This window comes from Leeuwenhoekiella nanhaiensis (genome assembly GCF_002744755.1).
GTDB classification, from domain to species: Bacteria; Bacteroidota; Bacteroidia; order Flavobacteriales; family Flavobacteriaceae; genus Leeuwenhoekiella; species Leeuwenhoekiella nanhaiensis.
This window is the reverse complement of record NZ_KZ319290.1, coordinates 166,258-190,195: the sequence shown is the minus strand read 5'-3', so window position 1 is coordinate 190,195 and position 23,938 is coordinate 166,258. Positions and strand designations below refer to the sequence as shown.

At 40.8% G+C, this 23,938-nt stretch carries 19 protein-coding genes and 1 tRNA gene; 18 read left to right on the top strand and 2 right to left on the bottom strand.

Annotated elements, in window-relative coordinates; translation table 11 throughout:
• From CJ305_RS09720 to CJ305_RS09635, 18 genes are all read left to right on the top strand, one after another.
• Positions 1–1,713, top strand: coding sequence for a BT_3928 family protein (locus CJ305_RS09720; protein ID WP_189319419.1), 1,713 nt, complete (start codon positions 1–3; stop codon positions 1,711–1,713).
• On the top strand, positions 1,710–2,786 hold the full coding sequence (locus CJ305_RS09715; protein WP_099646071.1) for an ABC transporter permease: 1,077 nt from the start codon (positions 1,710–1,712) through the stop codon (positions 2,784–2,786). The genes CJ305_RS09720 and CJ305_RS09715 overlap by 4 nt, the downstream gene beginning before the upstream one ends.
• Before the next feature lie 54 nt (positions 2,787–2,840).
• Positions 2,841–3,320 (top strand): TlpA family protein disulfide reductase, encoded by a 480-nt coding sequence (locus tag CJ305_RS09710; protein ID WP_099646255.1) that lies wholly within the window; start codon positions 2,841–2,843, stop codon positions 3,318–3,320.
• Positions 3,320–4,069, top strand: a complete 750-nt coding sequence (gene tpiA / locus CJ305_RS09705) for a triose-phosphate isomerase (protein WP_099646070.1) — start codon at positions 3,320–3,322, stop codon at positions 4,067–4,069. The genes CJ305_RS09710 and tpiA overlap by 1 nt, the downstream gene beginning before the upstream one ends.
• A 3-nt stretch (positions 4,070–4,072) precedes the next feature.
• A complete protein-coding gene (prmA, locus tag CJ305_RS09700; RefSeq protein ID WP_099646069.1) occupies positions 4,073–4,909 on the top strand; it encodes a 50S ribosomal protein L11 methyltransferase in 837 nt (278 codons plus the stop codon).
• A gap of 26 nt (positions 4,910–4,935) precedes the next feature.
• Positions 4,936–5,211, top strand: a complete 276-nt coding sequence (locus CJ305_RS09695) for an ATP-dependent Clp protease adaptor ClpS (RefSeq protein WP_099646068.1) — start codon at positions 4,936–4,938, stop codon at positions 5,209–5,211.
• A 178-nt stretch (positions 5,212–5,389) separates the two neighbouring features.
• A complete protein-coding gene (locus CJ305_RS09690) occupies positions 5,390–6,259 on the top strand; it encodes a M57 family metalloprotease (RefSeq protein ID WP_099646067.1) in 870 nt (289 codons plus the stop codon).
• 139 nt (positions 6,260–6,398) lie between these two features.
• Positions 6,399–6,472, top strand: a tRNA-Arg gene (locus CJ305_RS09685).
• A gap of 76 nt (positions 6,473–6,548) precedes the next feature.
• Positions 6,549–6,794: a helix-turn-helix domain-containing protein gene (locus CJ305_RS09680; RefSeq protein WP_143469371.1), complete on the top strand. Its 246-nt coding sequence runs from the start codon at positions 6,549–6,551 to the stop codon at positions 6,792–6,794.
• Between the two features lie 412 nt (positions 6,795–7,206).
• Positions 7,207–7,620 (top strand): hypothetical protein, encoded by a 414-nt coding sequence (locus CJ305_RS09675; protein ID WP_099646065.1) that lies wholly within the window; start codon positions 7,207–7,209, stop codon positions 7,618–7,620.
• Between the two features lie 138 nt (positions 7,621–7,758).
• A complete protein-coding gene (locus CJ305_RS09670) occupies positions 7,759–8,313 on the top strand; it encodes a hypothetical protein (protein WP_143469370.1) in 555 nt (184 codons plus the stop codon).
• Between the two features lie 288 nt (positions 8,314–8,601).
• Positions 8,602–9,216 carry an RNA polymerase sigma-70 factor gene (locus CJ305_RS09665; RefSeq protein ID WP_099646063.1) on the top strand — a complete coding sequence of 205 codons (615 nt, stop codon included), beginning with the start codon at positions 8,602–8,604 and terminating at the stop codon, positions 9,214–9,216.
• Between the two features lie 70 nt (positions 9,217–9,286).
• Positions 9,287–10,396, top strand: coding sequence for a FecR family protein (locus tag CJ305_RS09660; RefSeq protein ID WP_099646062.1), 1,110 nt, complete (start codon positions 9,287–9,289; stop codon positions 10,394–10,396).
• Positions 10,397–10,399: 3 nt separating this feature from the next.
• Positions 10,400–13,753, top strand: a complete 3,354-nt coding sequence (locus CJ305_RS09655) for a SusC/RagA family TonB-linked outer membrane protein (RefSeq protein WP_099646061.1) — start codon at positions 10,400–10,402, stop codon at positions 13,751–13,753.
• Positions 13,754–13,763: 10 nt separating this feature from the next.
• A complete protein-coding gene (locus CJ305_RS09650) occupies positions 13,764–15,224 on the top strand; it encodes a RagB/SusD family nutrient uptake outer membrane protein (RefSeq protein ID WP_099646060.1) in 1,461 nt (486 codons plus the stop codon).
• Positions 15,211–16,677: a hypothetical protein gene (locus CJ305_RS09645; protein ID WP_099646059.1), complete on the top strand. Its 1,467-nt coding sequence runs from the start codon at positions 15,211–15,213 to the stop codon at positions 16,675–16,677. The genes CJ305_RS09650 and CJ305_RS09645 overlap by 14 nt, the downstream gene beginning before the upstream one ends.
• Positions 16,678–17,829, top strand: a complete 1,152-nt coding sequence (locus CJ305_RS09640; RefSeq protein WP_099646058.1) for a cytochrome-c peroxidase — start codon at positions 16,678–16,680, stop codon at positions 17,827–17,829.
• Positions 17,830–18,027: 198 nt separating this feature from the next.
• Positions 18,028–19,182 carry a porin gene (locus tag CJ305_RS09635; RefSeq protein ID WP_099646057.1) on the top strand — a complete coding sequence of 385 codons (1,155 nt, stop codon included), beginning with the start codon at positions 18,028–18,030 and terminating at the stop codon, positions 19,180–19,182.
• 109 nt (positions 19,183–19,291) lie between these two features.
• On the opposite strand, the gene CJ305_RS09630 is transcribed toward CJ305_RS09635, so the two are convergent.
• The gene (locus CJ305_RS09630; protein WP_099646056.1) at positions 19,292–20,938 is read right to left on the bottom strand and encodes a RagB/SusD family nutrient uptake outer membrane protein; all 1,647 of its coding nucleotides are present in this window, start codon (positions 20,936–20,938) and stop codon (positions 19,292–19,294) included.
• A 10-nt stretch (positions 20,939–20,948) separates the two neighbouring features.
• Positions 20,949–23,918 carry a SusC/RagA family TonB-linked outer membrane protein gene (locus CJ305_RS09625; RefSeq protein ID WP_189319418.1) on the bottom strand — a complete coding sequence of 990 codons (2,970 nt, stop codon included), beginning with the start codon at positions 23,916–23,918 and terminating at the stop codon, positions 20,949–20,951.
• Positions 23,919–23,938: the final 20 nt, after the last annotated feature.

Below are 23,938 nucleotides of genomic sequence, written 5' to 3'. Positions count from 1 at the left end.
TTGAAAGCATTAATAGGTTTTATTCGTGTATTTGTAGGTATCCTGTTTATCATTTCGGGTTTTATAAAACTTAACGACCCGGTTGGTTTCTCCTTTAAACTGCAGGAATATTTTGGGCCCGATGTACTCAATCTTGAATTTTTGAGTCCGTTTGCCCTGGGCCTTGCGATCATTCTGGTAATTGTAGAACTGGTGCTCGGGGTTGCACTCATCATTGGGTATTACAAAAGACTCACGTTATGGCTCCTCTTGTTGATGATTCTCTTTTTCACCTTCCTCACCTTCTACTCGGCCTATTTCAATAAGGTGACCGATTGTGGTTGCTTTGGAGATGCCCTACCACTTACGCCCTGGCAATCCTTTACCAAAGATGTGATCCTGCTTATTTTGATTGTCTTTCTGTTTATCAACATCAAATATATTCAGCCGTTTTTTACCAATTTCGGCCGGTCTATCATCATATTCGCAACTTTTATTGCGTGCCTGAGTTTTGGATATTACGTGTTAATGCATCTTCCGCTTATTGATTTCAGGGCTTATAAAGTAGGCACCAACATCGCCGAAGGAATGGAAATCCCTGATGGCGCTCCTGTTGATGTTTTTGATTACAACTGGAAGTTCAAGGTAAATGGTGAAGAAAAAGTGTTCACCACTCAGGGTGACTACCCCACTGTGGAAGGTGAATTCATCGGTGTTGATACCGAATTGGTGACCAAAGGTTACGTACCCCCGGTACACGATTTCACCATTGAAAAAGACGGCGAGGATTATGCGGAAGAGTTTTTAAACACGCCTAACCTCATCGTTATCGTTGCTTATGACCTGAGCAAAACCGAATGGAACGGCTGGCCTGCTGTTAAATCGCTTACCAATGATGCTATACGGAGAGGTTATCAGGTTATTGGCCTTACAGCTTCGGGCGTTGATGATGTGAATTCGTTAAAGCTTAAGCAGGAAATCAATTTTGACTTCTATTTTACCGATGCCACGACCTTAAAAACCATTGTGCGCAGTAATCCCGGTATTTTAAAACTGAATAACGGAACCATCATTCAGAAAAAACACTGGAATGACGCCGAAGAAATTGAGCTCGAAAAATTACCTACTGCAAAACTCGATCTGGATTTCAACCTTAAATTTCAACTGGATAGTATAACCCGGCTTGATAACCTGTACAGACCACTTATTCAGGAAAGCGATCCCGCAAAACGCAAAGCCCTCGCCGATGAATTAGGCATCCCCGAAGAAGATTACACCGGTGATCTCTGGAAGAAGCAACGCATGCTAGACACTACAAATCTTCAACGGATAAAAAGACTTATTGAACGCTACGGTTACCCCGGTAAATCACTGGTGGGAGAGCCCACCAATCTGGTAGCCCTTGAGGTCATTGCACACAATCCGGGTGAGGTTGAAGAATATTTGGATGTTCTTAAAAAAGCCGCTGAAAAGGGCGAAATCCCAATGACACAGGTTGCCATACTTGAAGACAAACATCTGATGATGCAGGATAAGGAACAGATTTATGGTACCCAGGCTCAGATTACTGCCGAAAACGGTTTTTTTATCTGGCCGGTTACAAATCCCGAAACTTTAAATGAGCGTCGTAAAGCTGCCGGTTTCAAGCGCACCATTGAAGAATATGTAGCCGATCTTATGGGTAAGGATGCGCAATTTAAAGCTCTTAAACTCTCTGAAATCAAAAGACTCTGATCGCTTACATTTTAAATAAACTCTTTTATGCCCTGCTCACCCTTTTTGGGGTCGTGACGGTGGTATTCCTGCTATTTACCGTTTTACCGGGAGACCCGGCGCGTATGATGCTTGATCAGAATGAAGACCCCGAGCAGTTGGCGATTATCAAACACAAATACGGATTTGACAAGCCTGTTTTCACGCAATACGCCTATTACCTGAATGACCTTTCGCCCCTATCGCTTCACAAAACCGAAGGGAAAAATTACACCAGCTTAGCTTCAGGCAAATACCGGTACGCGCGACTTTTTGACATAGGCAGCTATAGCCTGGTTCTGAAAAAACCCTATCTGAGGGAATCTTTTCAAAAAACCGGTAAAACGGTTGCCGAAGTAATCGGCGAAACGCTCCCCAACACCATTGTGCTCGCCGTAAGCGCTATTAGCCTGGCGATGCTTTTAGGAATTTTTCTCGGGGTAGTTTCGGCTAATGCCCGGGATACCTGGCTTGATAAAGCAATACAGGTCGTGAGTACCTTAGGTATGAGTGTACCCAGCTTTTTTAGCGCCATTCTGTTTGCCTGGTTTTTTGGGTATGTATTGCACAACTACACACAGCTTAACATGACCGGCAGCCTGTATGCGATGGATGATTTTGGCGAAGCCATAACCATTCAATGGAAAAACATCATTCTACCTGCAATTGTGCTCGGAATACGGCCACTGGCTGTGGTCATTCAGCTGATGCGTAATTCCATTCTCGAAGTATATAACCAGGAATACATACGTACCGCTCAGGCAAAAGGCCTTAACAAAACGCAAATCGTGTGGAGACACGCGCTTAAAAACGCGCTCAATCCGGTAATCACTGCAGTCTCAGGCTGGTTTGCTTCGATGCTCGCGGGGGCTGTTTTCGTAGAATATATATTTGGGTGGAATGGCCTGGGAAAAGAAATCGTAGACGCCCTAAATACCCTTGATTTACCCATCATTATGGGTTCGGTCTTAATAATTGCCACGATGTTCATTTTGATCAATATACTTGTGGATATTATTTACGGTGTTTTGGACCCCAAAGTACGCATTAGATAAGCAGATAGTTGTATAATCAATTTGATGTCGTTATTTTTAGCGATTATCTTGTTTATGAAGAAAATAACCCTATTATTTTGCCTTTTCAGTACTTCTGTAATCTTTTCGCAGCAGACTCATTTCAATAAGGAAGCGCTTCAGGATAAACTTGTTAACCTGGATGGAACCTCCATCACTTTTGCCGAAGTTTTAAAAAATCACGCAAACAAGCCCGTCTTGCTAGATATTTGGGCTTCCTGGTGCAAAGACTGTATTGCAGGTTTTCCCGATCTTAAAAATTTGCAGAAAAAGCACAAGGATGTAGACTACGTTTTTTTGTCGCTGGATAAAGATCTCGACCGCTGGAAAGCAGGTATCAAAAAGTACGACTTAAAAGGAGATCATTACTATATTTCTTCGGGCTGGAAAGGTCCACTTTGCAGCAGCATAGATCTTGACTGGATTCCACGCTATATTTTAATTAATGCCGATGGAAGCATTCAGGTGTATAAAGCAATAACCACATCAGATAATCAACTAAAAAACAACTTATAATGAGAAAACATATCGTTGCCGGAAACTGGAAAATGAATACCGATCTTGCCGAAACGCAGGAATTGATTGACGGCTTAAAGAAAATAAACAAGACATCTGACGCAGAGGTAATTATCGCCCCTCCTTTTACCAACCTATATACTGCCTTTGAAAGTCTGAAAGACACCGATATTGAGGTAGCAGCGCAAAATATGCATCAGTCCTCTTCCGGAGCATTTACCGGCGAGATCAGCGCTTCTATGCTGAAAGGAGTGGGTATTAAAACCGTAATTCTGGGACATAGCGAGCGTCGTGCTTATTTTGGCGAAAAAGAAGATTTACTGGCCGAAAAGGTAAATGCAGCTCTTGAAAATTCAATGAAAGTGATTTACTGCTTTGGTGAAGAACTTAAAGACCGAAACTTTGGCGAACACTTTGAAGTGGTCAACAAGCAAATCAGTCAGGCATTATTTCACCTGGACGCAGACGCGTGGAAGCATATCGTATTAGCCTACGAACCGGTTTGGGCCATTGGTACTGGCGAAACTGCAAGCCCCGATCAGGCTCAGGAAATGCACGCGTTTATCAGAAAAACCATCGCTGAAGAATATTCTAAAGAACTGGCAGACAGCATTACGATTCTATACGGAGGAAGCGTTAAACCTAACAATGCCGAAGAAATATTTTCAAAGCCTGATGTTGATGGCGGTCTGATTGGCGGGGCTTCTTTAAAAGCCGAAGATTTTATGGCGATTGTAAACGCCTTTTAATTTATGGCAGAATCTTATACCGAATACCATTTTAAAATTGAACCCGTAAATCCGGGAGCCGAAATTCTAATTGCGCAATTAGCAGATCTTGATTTTGAAAGCTTTGATGAGACCGAAGATGGTGTAAAAGCCTATATACAGTCGGCATTAGATCACGACCACATCCTCGAGTCTGTTTCAATTCTTCAAAACCCCGAATTTGAAAGCAGTTATGCCGTTAGTCTAATCGAACCGGTAAACTGGAACGAAGAATGGGAAAAAAACTTTGAACCCATTGAGGTTGATGGTCTGTGCAGTGTACGCGCTCCCTTTCATCCGAAACCCGATACGGAGTTTGATATTGTCATTGAGCCAAAAATGTCTTTTGGGACCGGACATCACGAGACCACGCATTTGATGATTAAGCATTTGCTGAAGCTTGACGTGCAAGGTTTAAAAACATTAGATATGGGTTGTGGCACGGGCATCCTGGCCATTCTCGCCGCTCAAAAAGGAGCAAGCCCGATTGACGCCATAGATATCGATCCCTGGTGTTATGAAAACACAGTAGAAAACGCAGAGCGCAACGAAGTTAGTCACATTAAGACGTATGAAGGCGATGTGGCGCTCTTAGAAGGCAAACACTACGATCTGATTATTGCAAACATCAATCGCAATATCCTGATTGCCGATATTCCCGCTTATGCAAAATGCCTCAATCACGATGGAATTTTACTGCTAAGTGGCTTCTATACTCAGGATATTCCGGCAATTACCGAGGTTTGTAATCAACACGGACTAAATTTTATCATGAATTTTGAAAAAAATAATTGGGTAGCTTGTAAATTTGTAAAAAACTGATACTGATGCATTCACGATTTTTCAATATGAGCACGAAGGAGAAAATTCAGGAAGAGTTAGACGTACTTGTGGCTGAAGACCGCAACAACGAGATTGTAGTTTATAATGATGATGTAAACACCTTTGATCACGTTATCGAAACCCTGATTCAGGTTTGCGATCATACGCCTATACAGGCAGAGCAATGTTCCTTGATTGTACATTACAAAGGAAAGTGCACCGTCAAAACCGGAAGCTATGAGGATTTAGTACCACGCTGTTCTGCACTATTAGATGCAGGATTAAGTGCCGAAATTATCTAAAAAACTTAAAATACTGATTATGAGGGCTCTAGTTTTTAGAGCCTTTTTTTATTGCTTTTTTTCAATTTTTTCAACACATTCAGTTCGTTAAAAAGTAATTATTTAACGTTAATTAACACCTACAACGTTTTCGTTATTTACTAATTTAGCTTCATCACTAATCATTAATTATTATTTTATGTTATCAAACACTATTAAAAAGTTCTCGCTTCTTGCGTTGGCCGGCACTCTGGCAGTGGTTTCCTGTTCTAAAGAAGAAGAAGATCTGATGAAGTCTGAAACCATTGAAGAGACCGCTAACCTTCAGGTTTCACAAGAAATTTTAAAGCAGGTTGAATCTTTAGGCATGAACACCGGTTACGTGAAATGGGATACCTTTCACTTTCCCGACGGAACTTCTGAACCCAGACTTTATCTGGAAGAAGATGTTGTGATCACTCCAGACCAATTAAACGCTCTGGTAGCTTTAAACACTCAGGAAAAAGGAGACAAAACCAGCAAGCAGTATCGCACTTCAGCTTTGGTAAGTCAGGGACGCACCATTTCTATTATTGGATATACAGGTGGTAGTCAGGCATTGACTTCCAGAGAACGAACTGCTTTACAGTGGGCAGTAGACAATTACAACCGCCTAAGCGGGGTTTCGATAAGCTTTAACCTCACTTTTGGTACCGATTATCAAAATAAGGATATGGTTGTTTACAACAACACGGTTAACAATCCTTCAGGTGCAGGTGGTAGTGCCGGTTTCCCCAGTAATGGATTTCCGTATAAATTTGTACAGATTTATGGTTTATCAAATTATGACACCAATGTTATTGAACACGTAATAACCCACGAGATTGGGCACTCGGTTGGTTTTAGACATACCGACTGGTTTAGCAGACAAAGCTGTGGTCAAAATGTAAATGAAGGCGGAGATGTAAATTACATCCCGGGAACACCAAGTGGTTTTGACCCTACTTCTGTTATGCTTGCCTGCTTCGGTTCTGACGAAGATGGAGAGTTTAACGCGAACGATATCACTGCGTTACGCAACATGTATTAAAAAACCTATTGGGTTTACAAAAAGGTCATTTAGCAGTAAATGACCTTTTTTTATTTAGAAGCTTGTAGTTCTTAAAAAAAGACCTATATTTGCACCCGCAAAAACAGATAAGTTCCAGTTCTGTTTAAGTAATTTTAAAGGCCTCGTGGCGCAACTGAATAGCGCATCTGATTACGGCTCAGAAGGTTCCAGGTTTGAATCCTGGCGAGGTCACAAGAATTCAATAAAACCCCGCAAACAGCGGGGTTTTTTAGTTTATAACTCTTCCTTATTCTGATTGAACGGGGTTGTGGAGCTAAGAAATAAAGTTCCAAATGCGGAATACAGCAAAAAACAGGTCTCACAACAAGGGTTGGCAGCTAACACTATTGGGCTAACAAAGCAATTAGTTTGCTCAATAGAACGAGGAGATGCCAATCCTACTTTAGAAAAGCTCGTTTTACTTACCAAAGCATTAAGTCAAAATAAGATAGCTATGTTGGGAATAGAAATCGATATGGACAAGTTTATCAAAGAGATGAATTCTAGTTCTTGAAATTATCCTTTGGACTGATTACCCTAAATCGGTACTTTTTTCCAGAGCATAGCGTTAAAAGTTAAGAAAACCTTAATTTTCCACTTTTCAAAAGCCGTTTTCATACACTCTTCATACTCTATCCTAGGCTTTGAGTAGGCTTTGCCTGGGGGATGCCCTGCCTGAGGCTTGGTTTTAGGATCTTTTTGCTCTAGAACTAAGTTCTTAATCCGGCTAGAGCTATACCTTGGGGTTTCTTAACCCTGGAAGGGCTGTACCCATTCAAAGGAATACGGGATTCTGTAAAGTACTTTTAAAACGATTAGCTATTTTTATAAACACAACTTTAAAGTGTTGATATCCCGTAAATTTTAAGGGGATATGTATGTATTTAGTTTTGATATAATTAGTTGTGGTGCATTTAAAAAAACGAATGAGCAAGTTAAAATGTAATTGCGGACATATAATTGTTGACCAGACAGACAACCTTGAATACAAAGGACACATTCTACCCGACATCCACGTTGACGATGTTTCCGAGAATTTAACAAATAACATTGACTCACTAATTGATGCAATTAAAAGCGGAAAAAGACTTGAATGGATAAAAGACCATTTTGACGTTCCTCCTTATCCGACTGACATAAAAGACTCTTCAATGATTCACGACTTGCTAAACATAGTGAATACAACTCAAGACATTTTTGAATGTGAAAAATGCGGACGACTTGCAATTCAAGTTGGACAAACAAATCAATTCGAATTTTATAAGCCTGAATCTGACAACGCAAGAGGAATATTGAAAGGAAAGAAAAATAAAAAAAAGACACCACAACACAGCATATAGCTTATGGCGTGTGAATGGCAACCAGCTAGGTTTTCGCTCCGAAGCCAGCTTTTGTTTCGGTTGAACAGGAAAGCTCTTTGAAACCGGCACAAGCCATAGTCAAAGCCGTTGGGCTGCATTTATTGCATAAAAGTAAAAATGGATAAAATAAATATTGAAAAATCAATCAAATCCAATCGATTGATCTACTGTAGTACATTTTCAAAAATAATTGAAATGATTTTTATGATTGCCCTTTTTGGAATTCTAATCTATACGCTTACGTTAGATTCATTTTTAAAAGCTGAAATGAATTATATAGAGACATTAATTATATCAGCTATTGTTATTCTTGCTATTGCCTTATTAAATTATGGGTATATAAAAAATGATGAATTCCATCGTGAAAAGGATATTTTAAACAACGAAAATAAATTAATTATTGAGAAATATTTAGTGCAACTCACCGAACAACGAGAATGGAGTTTTATAAAGAACTCCGAACAATTAAAAGTTATGACTATTCCAATGTGGCAAATTCAAATTGGAAATTACAGCAAGTTATATATGATATACGACAATGACGACTTACTTTTAAACTTCTCAAGCTATGCCTTATTCGGACTCAAATTTCCTGTTAATTACTTTTGTAATAGAAAAATAGAACAGAAAATTATTCAGAAAATAAAAACGAAAATAAAAAACGCACCTTAACACCAACTATAGTTCATTGCGGCGGTTATCCTCACAGTTTATTTCGGTGTACGTTTCCCTTTTTTAAGGACACCTTAAAATTCGACAACTGCTTATTATTTAGTTTAGGTTTGATAAAGAATTTAAATTTTTCATCAAACCTGGGCATATATTCTTTAGGGAAGCCTACCATACAGACTTCTCTAATCTTTTGATTCTAAATATTTCCGATCTTTAAATTGTATTTCTATCGATATTATTCATTTTCATTCTAAATAAGCCTTACCTTAGCAGTCTAGTTAGTTAATAATGTCATCCCCTACTCCAGATCACATAGCTGATTCTTTGCTCTTTATTCAGTTTAAGAAAGGGAGTGAAAAAGCCTTTACACATTATTTCAATACGTATTTCAGAGCAATTACCGGTTTTTGTGAGCAATTTATTCCCGATACCGAAACCGCACGTGGCATAGCTCAGGAGGCTTTTGTAAATCTGTGGCTCAACCGAAAGAAAATTGAAAAACCCGGTGGTATTCCCTCATTTCTTTACACCTCAGCACGCTCCAAGTGTCTTAACGAATTAAAACACCTCAAGGTCGTGCGCAGGTATGAGAACGAAACTTTGGCGCAAAAAGAACGTTCCATTAACCTGGAAGTCTTGCAAGCATTAGAAAATGACAGCCTAAGTTTTCAGGAGCTTGATCAGACAATTAATCGATTTATTGAAGAGTTACCCGAACAGACGCGGCAAATCTTTAAAATGAAACGTTTTGAGCATAAAAAAAATTCTGAAATAGCAGCGGAACTGAATATTTCAGTAAAAACTGTAGAAGCCCATATGACAAAGGCCCTGAGCTTTCTTAGGGAAGGGTTGTCAGAGTACTTTCCGGCGGTGATTGTGGGTCTTATTTCACACCTTTCTTAAAAAAATCCCAATTTAACATAGGGTTTGCTGTTTTTGAGTTGTACGTATATAAAAGCACCTCATTAAAGCAATGAATTCAAACATTCTATATAAATATTTCAATCAACAAGCATCTGAAGAAGAGATCGCTTTGGTTTTTGAATGGATCGAAGAAAACCCTGAGCATAAACGTAAGTTTATTAGGCTTAAAGCTGCCTACGCAATGGCGACATCGGCTGAAATTGACCAGATAGAACTCGATCGTAGAAGATCTGAAATCAAACTTCCTAAAAAGTCATTTAAACCCTGGCGCTATGCTGCAATTGTGATTTTAATGATTGCTGCCGGAACATTTTGGTACCATTCTGACAGAAACGAGGAGATTATACAGCAACCTCTTGTCTTAGAGATTCATGAGTCTCAGGAAAGCATCAGAATCGAGGAACTATCCCTAATTAAATCAAAAGAAGGTACTCCCCTGGCTCAATTTTCAGAAAATCAGCTTACGTATTTAGCGCAATCCGCATCTAGCCCCATTACGAAGCAGCTCCTTAAAGTTCCCTACGGAAAAACACTTAAAGTAAAATTACCCGATCAAACTGAGGTTACGCTAAACGCCGGGAGCACGCTTGAATTTCCCAGCAGATTTGAAGGCAAGACACGAGAGGTAAAACTTACCGGAGAAGCATTTTTTGATGTGTACAAAAATAAAATGCAGCCCTTTGTGGTAAGGTCTCAAAATCTACACGTTGAAGTTTTAGGTACGCGTTTTAATATTCAGGCCTATCCTGAAGATGAATCCATAAAAACTACGCTTGAAGAGGGAAGCGTAAAGCTCTTTACGACGGAAGCCCCGGATGAGCACATGTTACTGAGTCCGGGAGAACTGGCGACCTACAGCCGTAAACTTCAGAATCTGACCAAAGAACAGGCTCATATTGCTCAACAGACAGCCTGGGTACGCGGCGAAATGTTGCTAGACAACACTCCATTTTCTGTTATTCTCAAAAAACTGGAACGTCACTTCAATGTAAAAGCTACCAACCACTATGCTCAACTAGAAAAAGAATCCTTCAGCGGAATCGTAAAACTTGATTTAGGAATCGAAGAAATACTTCAGGTCCTTCAACTTGATACCGCTTTTGAATACAAACTTTCCAATAAGCATTTAATTCTGTCACAACCGAAAACTAATCCCTAGCCTATGTTTCAATCTTTATATTTATTAAAACTTCGCCCGGTATTTTTAGCCTTGCTTTTTCTTGGTTTAGTGCTGACTCCCAAAAAAACTTTCGCTCAGCAGGGCGAGATACAGCTCAATCTGAATAAACCAACTCTTGCAAATTTTATAAAGGCTATTGAATCGCAAACCACTTACCGTTTTGTTTATAATGCCGGTAAGATAGATAGCAATCGGGTTATTGACCAAAGTGTCAATGCCACTAACCTACGCGATGCACTAGCTATCGTTTCGGCTAAACTCCCCTACAGTTTTACTGTAAAAGCAGATCAAATTATCATTTTGGCTCCCGGTGATCAAACGGGCAGTCAGCAGAAAACACGTCGTATTCAGGGCAAGGTCTTAGATCCCTCAGGTCTGGGCCTTCCCGGGGCAACGCTGACTATCAAAAACACCAAACAAGGTGTCATGACAGACGCTGACGGTAATTTTTCCTACATCCTTTCAACTGCAGATATACCAAACACCCAACTGGAGGTAAAATTTCTGGGGATGGAAACCCAAACCATTACCGTGGGTAATCAAAGCGTTTTCAACATACAGATGCAGGAAGCCCAAAACGAACTCGATCAGGTAATCATCACTTCTTCATACGGTACTAAAAAGCTGAAAGAGGAAGTTGTAGGGAGTATCGTAACCATTACCGATAAAGAAATCCCAACGCAACAAGCCAGTGAGAGTGTTGACAAAATGCTGGAAGGCCAGCTTGCCGGGGTTTTGGTTGAAAACACAACCGGTATCGGAGGACCCGTATCTATAAACATTCGAGGTCAGGGCAGTCTTTCGCCACTAAATAATGCTTTATTGGGCACCTCAACCCAGCCATTAATCATTATTGATGGGGTTATTATGAACGAGCAAACTGCTATTGACAATAACTTTTTTGATGGAGGCAACTTTTCAGAAACACTAAATAACCCTTTAGGTCAAATTTCACCTGATGATATTGAGAGCATCAATGTCTTAAAAGATGCTGCAGCAGTGGGGGTTTATGGCGCTGATGGTGCAAACGGTGTTATACTTATTACTACCAAAAAAGGCCGGAAAGGTGCAATGCAATACAGCTTCTCATCGCAACTGGGTATTTCCGAAGCTATAAACCAAATTAAATACCTCAGCGGAAGCCAGTATACACAGCTCCGCAATGAATTTCTAAGAAATACTACCGGGGCTACTGTGCCCCAAAACGGGATCAATACCAATTGGTTTGAGCTCCTCAATCAAACAGGAGTTTATAATAAATACAATTTTAGTGCTTCAGGAGCTACTCAAAAACTAAACTACAGAGCCAGTGTGACCTATCTGGATATTGATGAGCCGCAGGTAGGAAATGGTGCAAAACAGGTGAATTCAAACATTAATTTGGGTTACAGAGGCGAAAAACTAAACCTTTCCCTGAGCCTGTCTCCCAGTTATATTCAGAACAAGCAGCCCAATATTTATTACAACTATGCCTTTGCCCCTAATCTTAACCCCTATAATGAAGATGGAAGTTTCGCTTTTTTAGGATTGAACGGGACACCCAATCCCCTAGCCGCAGCCTCACAAAACCGAAACGTAAGTGATACCTATGGAGTTTTGGGAAGTTTCAATGTAGAATATCAACTACTCCCCGAACTGAAACTTTCCTCGCTCTTTGGCGTGGACTACAAAGACAAAAAACAGGATCGCTACTTTTCTGCAGCAAACGAAAGTGGTCAGACTAACGGTACTTTTGAGTTAGACGGGATGCAGTATCCCAGATGGGGACGCAGATTGATCAATAAGCGAAACTCTACCCGTTGGAACTGGCAAACTCAAGGCTTTTTTGAAAAGCGTTTGGGCCTACATAGTGTTGATCTTCTTGCAGGTGTTGAGTTAGCTGAAGAACGAACTGATCTGAACTATGCCAGCGGGATAGGATTCGTAAATCCTGAGATACTAAATCCGGTGAATGCAGCTTTGCAGGATGATGATCCTGAAACGCAGGAAAACGACCGATTTGATAATCAAACCTACGTTTTTGACATCAATAACAACTCCCGCGTTTCAGTCTACTCCCAGTTTAATTACAACTATGCCGGTAAGTATTTCTTATTGGTCAACTTTAGAAGGGATGAGAGTTCGGTCTTTGGCTCAGACAGTAATGTCGCCTATAATGGTGGGGCCGGTGTAAGCTGGATTCTTTCTAAAGAAAATTTCCTGAGCGATGCAGACTGGTTAGATTTATTAAAGCTAAAAGCCAGTTACGGAACAACCGGAAACTCTAGAATTGGTTCGTACAGCGCGTTAGGATTATACTCTCGTGAAATTAATGGTGGGTATAATGGTCAAAATGAAGCTTTCCCAAGCGATGCACCAAACCCCAACCTGAGCTGGGAAAAGAACAACAAATTCAATTTTGGTATTGATTTAAATGTGTTTAGAAAATTACAGCTGTCTGTAGAATATTACTATGATGATCTAAAAGACCTCATTACCTCACGTGATATTCCTACAGAAAATGGATTTGGATCCCTTCAACTCAACGCTGCCGAGATGTACAACAAAGGTTTTGAAGTCAGCGCTACAATGAACTGGGTTGATACCGATGCTTTCAAATGGCGAACCTCGTTTAATCTGGCTACCCTTCAAAACAAAGTGACCAGTCTGGTAGGTCTGGGTAGCGACTACTCAACGGCTGCTAATGCCTTAGCTCAAAAAGTGGGCTATAGCACCTCAGCAATCTGGGGAATCAATTGGGTGGGTATTGACCCTGCTACCGGCCGTGATCTGGTGAGCAAAGACGGACAAATTTATGATGTGTTTACCTATCGCCAGTTATTTAATGAAGATGCCTGGGAAGTTATTGGCAACAATCAGCCCGATGTTTACGGTGGATTTAGTAATACATTTGATTTTGGCTTTGGCCTTAGTTTAAGCGTACGTGGCTCGTATCAGGCAGGCGGCGAAGAATTGGTAGATTACCAGTTAATTTCCCAGTATAATTTTATAAACACAAGAAATCTTTCGGCTAATGCTTTTGACTATTGGCGCGGGCCCGGTGATACCAATGCCCTTACGCCGGTAGTATCAAACTCAAACCCAATTGCGGCAAATATGTCTCGCTTTTTATACGATGCAACCTTTATAAAAATCAACAACATTAATTTAAGCTACAGCGTACCTGTTTCAGGTCTTAATGTACCCCTTGATGAACTGAGCCTTTTTGTAGATGCCTCGAATGTTGCCTATTGGTACCGTGATAATCCACCTGCGGGACGTAATGGGATACGCGAATTCAAATTTGTATACCCTCAGGCACGTACCCTCTCACTAGGTTTAAGAACCCGATTCTAAAAAGACAATTATGAAAACTATACATACTAAAGTAACCCTGATCCTTAGTTGCCTCTTGATATGGAGCTGCAGTGATTTTTTGGATCAGGAACCCGGCTCTCAAATTTCAATAAACGAACAACTTTCAACCCGCGATGGCATGCTCGAAGCAGTTTCGGGAATTTACAGCAATCTTGAAGCTGTTCTTAGATTTGAAAATTATACCGTTTATGGAGACCTTCAGGGAGGAAATCTTAAGTTTTCTCCAGTGCCTTCCGGAAATAATAAAGGACAAACGATTATTCCTAGCACCATTGAAAATGTTTATAACTTCAATGATTTAGCTTTAGCAAGTAATTTAGATTCCTTTTACGACAACACCTACCGCATAATCAATGCGGTTAATTTACTGTTGGAAAACCTGGATACCCCTGCAGATCTTTCGGCCTCAGATCGTGATGAGATTGAAGCTCAAATGCTTGCCATTCGTGCATTTTCACACTTTATACTGACTCAGGTTTATGCCCAAAACCAAGTACTAGGGCAGGAAAATACTCTAGGAATCGTGTATAAAACTCGAAGCCTTCAGGAGGACCTGGAGTTTTTACCTCGCTTGAGTCTTGATGAGACCTATACCAATATCATCGCAGATTATAATGCATCCCTGGAACTTTTTACCGGTAATCAATTGCTCGAAGGTCCCGCATTCAGCTATTTTGACCGTAACAGTACCAAAGCGCTATTATCACGGGTTTATCTGGCTAACCAAAACTGGCAACAAGCCCTAACAGAAGCACAGGGCGTCATTGAATCGTCTGGAATCGTTTTAACACCACAGGAAAATTATATCGAATCCTGGGAAGAACCTCTCGCTCCTATTTCTGAAACCCTACTCGAGCTTTCACTTCCCCGCGATGCAGATGGTGATCTTGGAAATTCCATCGCTCAAACCTGGGGGTATACTTCAGCAACCTCATACGGAGAATTTGTAGCTTCAGAAGATTTAATCGACCTCTATGAAGAGGAGGATTTACGCGGGCAACTCTTTGTAGAAGTTCAACTCGCTGTTCTGGAAAATGATCAATTGGTCAATAAGCCCTTTTATTTTACTTCAAAATTTCAGGGGCAACCAGGCACTCCGGTCATTCGGCTTAGCGAGTTGTATCTTATTGCTGCTGAAGCAGCGTTTAAGCTGAATCAAATTCCTCTTGCACTTGAGTACCTAAATAGCATACGGCAACGTGCCGGTCTTAATGCGCTTACAGAAACTGAAAATCTGGATGACCAGATTTTCCTGGAGCGTCGTCGCGAACTGGCCTTTGAACGTCATTTATTCTTTGAAAGCAAACGCACAGGAAGAGGCATTGTGCGCAACGACGGCTGCCTGGCTACAACATGCACGTTAGACTACCCCTCTAATTTCTTTGTATTGCCCATCCCCCAAAATAACTTAAACCTTAACGAAAATCTTATTCAAAATGAAGGCTATTAATTATCTCTATTTTACATTGTTGTGCTTTTCGTTATCCTGCACTAACGATGACGTGAGTAATCAGGAACCCAAAGAGTTTACCCCCTTTTTAAGGTTTAATTTTTTAGTGAATTCCAATAACGAGCCGCTGGTCTATCCTCAGGTAGTTGCAAACCGTCTACCACTTTCAACTTACGATAACACCAGCCTTAAAACCTTAAAAATACCGGTAGCCCTGAGTTCTCAAAATTATGCAGAGACCGTAAGCGCTCAATATAGTTTGCAAACCGGCTTAGCACAAACCGCTTATACTGTAACCCCTGAGCGTTTGACCTTTACCGCCTCCCAGCCCACAGACACCATATACCTCAGCTTTAATGAGCGCTGGGGAAGTCAGAAAAGTCTGGTTTTTGAGCTAACCGAGGTTTCAGACCCCGCAATTCAGCTAGGCAATTTAAATGATGCGTATCCTAACAAACGTCTTGAGATTAAATTGGGAGAAGTCACTACCACTTATCGTTTAAACACAAGCCGAATTGACTTAACCGGTCAGCTTGGCGAGGAGGTAACATTTAGAGTAGAATTTCCTTCAGGATTTATCGCTTCCGAGATTGACGACGACAGTCTATTCAGTTTTCTGGATGGTTTCGATTATACTTTAGAGCGCTCAGAAATTGCTATTGACTTTATAGAATATACCGTAACCCTAAATGAATCACTTGCTAATGATGATGTCAAATTTCAGTCTATTGTCTCCTTAGCAGCTCTGGAAAATTATCAATTATCGGGTAACAGTAACCTACTCCTGATTAAGCCCATCAAAGCTGAGCGGGATTTGACTACTAACCCAGCTTCAAACTTTTACGATACCAGCAATCCGTTTTACCTGGCCAGAGGTGAAAACTGGATTGATCACGATAATGACGGGGAATGCACCTGGAGATCATGGACAGCCTTTGCGGTGCCCGTAATTGTTGATGCAACAAATCCTAATGCTATTTTGGGAAGTGACAACGGAACACCAGACCCGGCTGATGATATTTACTATGATGCCTATAAAATAGGATTTGTATCTCCATTAGACGGAAGAACTACAAACCCATTCAATTTTGCACGCTGGTTTGACAATGAGGCTACTAATGCCGATGTGTCTCCCGGCCTAAATATTGAGGCTGCTATTGAGTTCTTCCCCGAGGATGGGACAAGTACTACTCAGGGGACCGTGGCGGTCATCCCTCAGTTTTTAGCCATTTCCAGCCGTGATGAAAAACTCTATGAGTTTGCCATCTCAGGAAGCGGTACGTACAGACAGGTAACTGATGATTTATGGGAAATCAAGCTCGAACTCCGCGTTAAAAATGACGAATTGTACGGCGGCACGGTCACTTCAGAATACTTTATCTACAGCGACCGCGGTTATGAAGATCCTGCAGATTTACCCGGCAACTCCTGTGTTAACGAAAAAACCCTTTAAATGATTTCAACTCTTTCGAAAATTCTCATTGCCAGCCTTGCCATTTTAAGCCTCTCATGCAAACACCACAGTGAAACTCAGGAATATCAATCACTGGCAGAACTGCGCAAACTTTATGCCTCTGGCGATCCTACAATCTGGCCAAACCCCAATCTGGATAGCAGTGTGGTTGAGGGCTTCGAGGACATAGGCCATTTGCCGGATGTGCAACACCCCGTGACCAATCCCTATTCTAAAGAAAAGGCTGATCTGGGCAAAAAACTATTCTTTGACCCACGATTATCCTTAAGTGGACAGATCGCCTGTGCTTCCTGCCACAATCCTGAGCTTGCGTGGACAGACAACATCACGCGTTCTTTTGGTCACGATCGTCAGAATGGAAAACGCAACGCTATGACCATTATGAATGCAGCTTTTGCTCACGAACTTTTTTGGGATGGAAGGGCTAAAAGTCTGGAAGATCAGGCGCGTTTTCCCATCGCAGACCAGGTGGAGATGAATGAAAAACTGAATATTGCCGTAGATAAAATAGATGCGGTTGAAGGTTACAAACCGCTTTTTGAGAATGCTTTTGGAACTACTGAAGTTTCACTGGAACGCATACAAAAGGCCATTGCGACTTTTGAACGCACCGTTATAAGCCATACCAGTAAGTTTGATCGGTTTATAGACAACAGACCCGATTTATTTACAGATCAGGAAGTGCTGGGCCTCCATCTCTTTAGAACTAAGGCACGCTGCATCAATTGCCATAACACCGGTTATTTTAGTGATAACCAGTACCATAATGATGGTCAGGTACTATTCGGTACTAAAGATGAAGATTTTGGAAGGTTTATCGTAACCGGCGATACCGCAGACATCGGGAAGTTTAGAACCCCAACCTTACGTGAAGTAGCACGCACGGGACCCTGGATGCACCATGGCCACTTCCCTTCCCTGCGCGATGTCGTAGAATTTTACAATTTGGGGAATCCGCAGGTTGTTCAGAAAAAATATCGCGGAACCCCAAGGGACTCCTTAATCCCTAAGGTTTCGCCAATCCTGCAAAAACTAAACCTGAGTCGGGAAGAAATGGACGCGCTTGAAGCTTTTATGCGAACGCTTTCTTCCGGAGATACCCGAATGCGGGCGCCTGAGTTGCCTAAGTAAAGCGAATTAAAAATCCCGGGATGTGTACCTCCCGGGATTTTTAATTAGTTCCCATTTGGTCTTTCCTTAAACAGAAACAGGCATCTTAACCTCCCTCAAAACAAGGTTCAAATTATTTTAGTAACTTCAAAAAGCATTAAATCTTTGGTCATTCCAACTTAATGGTCTGCTTTAGATTTCAACTCTCAAACAGTTACTATGATCAGACCCTATCTCCATATTGTCTTCATATTGTTTGCCCTTTATGGTTTTGCACAGGAAGACGGCAGTCCCGATGAACCTATTTTCCCTATCGAAAAGGCCGGCCTCCTTAAAAACATCAACATTACTTTTGATATGCGTATGGATTTTCAGGCGTATACCTTTAGGGGTGGAGATAATTATTACAACGGCTTACAGTTTGAAAACGGCTTTACCGCGCTGGGAATTTCAGCAAAAATCAATGAAAAGCTCAATTTCCGGTTTCGGAACCGTTTTAACAAAGACGCCGATGTACAGAGCCTCGACCGCCTGGGGAGTAATATTGAACTGGCTTATATTGACCTGGAATTAAGCAAGAAACTGGATTTGTATGCCGGTAAAATGACTGCTTTTTACGGGGGTTATGAGTATGAATTTATCGCTCGCGATATTCTGGAATACAATGATATTTACGGTAATGCCCTCGCTTTTGTAACCGGCGCAGGAATAACCTGGCAGGCATTTGAAAATCATAAATTCGGGATGCAGGTATTAAATTCCCGTACCGCATTATACGAAGATCTCTATGGCGATATAGTCGCAGAAAACATTCAGGAACCCGACTGGCCGGTGACCTTTGTAGCAAACTGGCGCGGAAGTTTTTTTGATGGAAAACTGGAAACTATATACAGTTTTAGTAATTCAACCGAGGTTAAAGACCGGGGAACGACCTTTTTTACTCTGGGCAACAAATACCAGAATAAAAACCTGACTCTGATGTATGATTTCCATTACAGCTACGAGCAAATTGACACCAAGGGTATCGTGACCAGCACGCTCAATGATGGTAGCATTGCAGAGAATGTAACCTACATCGAAAACTGGTTACGGGCAGAATACAAATTCAGTCCAAAATTTCAAGGTTTACTCACCTTAATGACCAGCAGCGCGTATGACAACGCTAAAGCGGGCAATGATTTTATTAGAACCAGCTACGGTATAATCCCAACCGTTTATTACATTCCGTTTAAAGACCTCAACGTCAAATTTTATTTCGCTTACATCGGCAGGTATTACGACTATTCAGATTATGCCATTGATGTATTGGGTGCTTCAAGCTATAACAAAAATGAAGTCAGGCTGGGCTTTATTGCTCCGCTGTTATTGTTGTAGATTTTTTGTACTTTATAAATCTTAAGATCTTAACCAAAACTGGCATAAAACAAAAAAGTCCCGAGAAGCAATGTCTCTCGGAACTTTTATTCTTAAATACCGGTGTTTATTACCAACCTAGTATTTGCTTTGCAGCAGGATTTTTATCTATCTCATTTTGCGGAATGGGTAATACATATAATTTATAAGGAAAACTTCTCGTCTCAAAAGGCTCCTTGATGTAAGTATAGTCATCTCCTTCTTTAATAATAGTCATACGCATTAACGGCCCGTTGAGCAAGTCTTCAGCTATTCTCCAACGTCTTATATCGAAAAAGCGGTGTTCCTCAAAAGCCAGTTCTATTCTGCGCTCATTCCTTATACGTTCACGCATTTCGGTCTGTGACAAACCGGTTTTTAAGTCTGGCATTCCTGCTCTATTCCTTATTTGGTTAATAGCATCGTAAACACTTTGATCAGGCCCGGTGGCTTCATTTTGTGCTTCGGCATAATTCAGCAATACTTCCGCATAGCGGATAAAAATCCAATCCTGATCACTTGATTGAGAGTAAATAACTAAATCCTCATTATGAAATTTTCGCAGGAAATAGCCCGTAGTCATAAATGCACTGGATTGTCCTTCAAGACCTCCTTCGTATAACTGTATTTCACGCCCTCTAAATTGAGCACCATCGTGAACCACAGTCGCTTCAAATCTGGGATCCAGATTCTCAAAAGGATTTTGTGGATCGTATAAATCAGACGATTCCTGAGGCTCGCCGTCGATCATATCATAAGAACCAACAAAATTTTGAGTCGGCAAATTACCTCCCCATCCACCATCACTGCTACCACGGAACGTATTCGGTGTATTGTAAACATCCCAGCCTGCACCCTGCGTACCTCCGGCATTTGTTTGATGATGTTTATCAGGGTATTGAAACTTCTTTGCAAAAATGATTTCTGAATTATTTTTTTCCAGAAATATTTGCTTGTAATCTGAATACAAGCTGTACTCAGTTCCCATAACTGCTTCCGCAGCGTCAGCAGCAGCCTGCCATCTTTCAGCATATAGTAGAACCCTACTTTTGAGCGCATTTGCTGCTCCTATTGTTGCTCGCCCTGCTACTGTTTCAGATTTTGAAGGTAAGTACGTCAAGGCAGCATCAAGATCAGCAATAATGAAGTCCACAACCTCATCATAGGTTGATCTTGGGATTTCTAAATTATCTTCCAGGGTGAGACTACGATCAATTAGCGGCACTCCGGTAGGCTCATTGCCGTCTTCATTAAAACCGTAAAGTCGCAATAGTTCGTGATAAATAAAAGCTCTTAAAAAATGAGATTCCCCTTTTAAGCGGTCTCTCAGCTCTTCATTACCAAGTCTATCCAGGTTTTCAAGAGCTGCATTGGCCTTACGTACGAGACGATAATAATCTCCCCAGGTCGTCCCCCAAGGAACATTACTAGGCAAGAAATCGCCTGACTGTAATTGATTTGAATGCGTCCACTGCATACTTACATCTCCATCGTCTGTTGTACCATCAAGCAGATAGAGTCCTTTTGCCCATCCGCCATAGTTACGGTCAAAACCAGAGGGCATACTTCCATATATCCCGTTAACAAACTGTATGGCTCCCTGTTCATCTGTCCATACGATTTCTTCAGTTAATGAATCTTTAGGAACCTGATCAAGCAGGTCTTCGTTGCAACTGGAGAAAACACCCAGAACTGCCAGAATACCTATCTTAACAATATTTACTTTATACTTTTTCATTACTTTAATTTTAGAAATTCATATTTAATCCCACATTCCAAATGCGTAATTGTGGATATCCCCAACCTCGTCCATTATCATTTTCAGGATCGTAATCTTCAATCTTGGTCCAGGTCGCTACGTTATTTGCATTTACATAGATACGCATCCCACGAATGAAACTATTCTCGCTACTAACAGGTAAATTATAACCAATTTCAATGTTTTTTAATCTGATGTACGATGCATCTCTCAACCAAAAAGAGGAACCTCTGTGATTATTAGTCGCATCTATGAGCACTCTTGGCTCACTGGCATCTGTATTATCAGGTGTCCATCGGTCTAAGTTCTTTTCATAAGCATTACCGGTACCCAAAAAGAATGGCCAAGCTGCTTCGCCACTGTAATATTGTCTTACTCTCGCAGCACCTTGAAATAAGAAAGAGAAATCAAAGTCTTTATATTCAATACCTCCGCGAATACCATAGATAATCTCTGGGGTATTAGAGGGGCCAATGGCAACACGGTCATTATCATCAATTAAGCCATCACCATTTACATCGGCATATCGAATATCACCTGGTGCAGTATCCCCAAAATGAGTAGGAGCATTATCTATTTCTTCCTGAGATTGGAAAAGTCCTAAAGCACGTAAACCAAATTGCGTTCCCAGTGGTAAACCCGTGCGTCTAATGTTTGGATTCTCTGTTTCCGGTTCATCAATAAAAATCACTTTATTTCGCGCAAAGGTTAGATTACCATTAAGCGAATAGCTCAAATCATCAGATAGAAAATTACGATGCCCTAATTCAAGTTCAAAACCTCTATTATTAATCTCAACGAGATTTTCAATAGGAAGATTAACACCTAATAAATCAGGAACAGTCAGATTACGATATCCTAAAATATCACTTCGCTGATCAAAGAAATAATCAACATTTACAGTAAGTGCACCATCCCACAAGATAGAATTAACACCTACGTTTAATTTTTTAACCGTTTCCCAAGTTACATCGGGATTAGCCAAATTACCTTCAAATATGGCAGGCTGCACATCTCCATTACCAAAAACTGCATTTCCATTTACATTATAGGATTGCAAATAAAGAAAGCGCTGATTATCTATTCTATCATTACCTAGCACACCATAAGAGGCTCTCAACTTTAAGAACTCAATAGTTTCTGAATTCTCCAGAAAAGCTTCTTTACTCAACACGTAAGCTGCAGATGCCGATGGGAAAAAGCCCCATCGTTTACCTGGAGCAAATTGCTCTGAAGCATCAGCTCTAAAACTTCCTTCGAGGATATATTTGTCCTTATACGTCCAGTTAATCCTTCCTACCAGACCTCTACGGCCGCTGCTTCCTGAGTAACCACTATTATTACGATTTGCAGTACCTCCGAAATCGATTTCATCAATTGCCAATGTATAACCATCTCTGAAAGCGCTTAAGAATCTCCATTTTTCCTGAGTTTGCGTATAAAGAGCTAAAGCTGAAATATCACTATCTCCAAATGAACGTTCATAATTGATATGAGCTTGTAAGGTTAATGATTGAAAATCGTTATTGCTTTGATAGAGCGAAGAAGGTGCATCCGCTCCACTTACACTCTCATCAAAACCACCATTACCGTCTTGAGTGTAAAATGGGATTTTAATGTAAGACCAATTTTTTACGTCAGTTAGGGTTTTATCATACGCAGCAATTCCTCGTACTGTTAAACCCTCGACAGGAAGCTTTTGCTCCAGTTCAATTCTTCCTTTAAAAGCCTGAATTCCTTCTTTACGGTATCCGTTTTCAGGAAGCGTAAGGTAGGCAGGCCCGTTAGAGTATCCTCCATTAGACCATTTAATGGGCTGCATATCTGGACGGGTTGAAGTAAGCCATCTAAAAACTTCGGGGCTTCCTATTGATGTGATTTTTTCATCACGACCTGAAACATCAAAAGATAGACGTGTCGTATTTGTTACATCTGCATCAATATTTGATCGAAAATTATATCGTTTGAAATTGTCATTAGGAACAATCCCATCCTGATCTAAAACGCCAAAAGAAGTCGCATACTGAATTTTTTCAGATCCACCGTTTGCCGAAATATTATAAGTCTGAATTAAAGCGGTTTTATTAAGTACTGAAAACCAATTCGTGTTTGGGTAATTGTCAGGATCACTACCGTTTCTAAATAGCTCCAACTCTTGCTCAGTATAAAGAGGTTCATCACCTTGATTGGTTAGTGCTTCATTATATAAGCTACCATATTCATAAGCACTTAAGAACTTAGGGTCACGTGTACGCTCCTGAACACCAAGAGTTGTGGTTAGGTTAATTTGCATTACTCCTTTTTTACCACGCTTAGTTGTAATCAAAATAACACCGTTACCACCCCGTACACCAAATACCGCAGCACTGGCTGCATCTTTTAAAACTGTAAATGATTCAATTTCATTAGCGTTAAGTTGTGAAAAATCTCGAGCGGTACGCACAATACCATCTATTACATAAATTGGCGATGCATCTCCGGTAGTACCTATACCCCTTATAAAAATTTGAGACCCATCGCGACCGGGCTCACCAGATCGTTGGGTAGCAATTATACCAGAAGTTTGCCCAACTAAGGCATTACTTAGGTTTGCAGTAGGGTTTTGTTCAAGTTGTTCTGATTTAATTTCAGAAACTGCCCCAGGTAAAGTATTACGTTGCTGTTTACCGTAACCCACTACAACCACTTCATCAAGTTTAGCGGTATCTTCCTGCAGACTAATATCAATTTGACTTTCACTACCTACTGTAATTTCTGTGGGTTTGAAGCCTACATAACTGAAAACAAGTATATCTCCGCTATCAGCTTCAATGGTATAATTACCATCAAAATCTGTTACTGCACCTACAGATTTTCCCTTTACTGTTACGTTCACACCTGGAATAGGCATCCCGTTTTCAGAAGTAACAACACCCTGCACTTCCTTTTTTGTCTGTCCATAACTTACAATTTGGACCATTAGTAAGAATAGCAGAGTAC

Coding starts and splice junctions, on each gene's coding strand:
- CJ305_RS09710 (WP_099646255.1), top strand. CDS start 2,841: ATGAAGAAAATAACCCTATTATTTTGCCTTTTCAGTACTTCTGTAATC.
- tpiA (WP_099646070.1), top strand. CDS start 3,320: ATGAGAAAACATATCGTTGCCGGAAACTGGAAAATGAATACCGATCTT.
- prmA (WP_099646069.1), top strand. CDS start 4,073: ATGGCAGAATCTTATACCGAATACCATTTTAAAATTGAACCCGTAAAT.
- CJ305_RS09695 (WP_099646068.1), top strand. CDS start 4,936: ATGAGCACGAAGGAGAAAATTCAGGAAGAGTTAGACGTACTTGTGGCT.
- CJ305_RS09690 (WP_099646067.1), top strand. CDS start 5,390: ATGTTATCAAACACTATTAAAAAGTTCTCGCTTCTTGCGTTGGCCGGC.
- CJ305_RS09675 (WP_099646065.1), top strand. CDS start 7,207: ATGAGCAAGTTAAAATGTAATTGCGGACATATAATTGTTGACCAGACA.
- CJ305_RS09670 (WP_143469370.1), top strand. CDS start 7,759: ATGGATAAAATAAATATTGAAAAATCAATCAAATCCAATCGATTGATC.
- CJ305_RS09665 (WP_099646063.1), top strand. CDS start 8,602: ATGTCATCCCCTACTCCAGATCACATAGCTGATTCTTTGCTCTTTATT.
- CJ305_RS09660 (WP_099646062.1), top strand. CDS start 9,287: ATGAATTCAAACATTCTATATAAATATTTCAATCAACAAGCATCTGAA.
- CJ305_RS09655 (WP_099646061.1), top strand. CDS start 10,400: ATGTTTCAATCTTTATATTTATTAAAACTTCGCCCGGTATTTTTAGCC.
- CJ305_RS09650 (WP_099646060.1), top strand. CDS start 13,764: ATGAAAACTATACATACTAAAGTAACCCTGATCCTTAGTTGCCTCTTG.
- CJ305_RS09645 (WP_099646059.1), top strand. CDS start 15,211: ATGAAGGCTATTAATTATCTCTATTTTACATTGTTGTGCTTTTCGTTA.
- CJ305_RS09640 (WP_099646058.1), top strand. CDS start 16,678: ATGATTTCAACTCTTTCGAAAATTCTCATTGCCAGCCTTGCCATTTTA.
- CJ305_RS09635 (WP_099646057.1), top strand. CDS start 18,028: ATGATCAGACCCTATCTCCATATTGTCTTCATATTGTTTGCCCTTTAT.
- CJ305_RS09630 (WP_099646056.1), bottom strand. CDS start 20,938: ATGAAAAAGTATAAAGTAAATATTGTTAAGATAGGTATTCTGGCAGTT.
- CJ305_RS09625 (WP_189319418.1), bottom strand. CDS start 23,918: ATGGTCCAAATTGTAAGTTATGGACAGACAAAAAAGGAAGTGCAGGGT.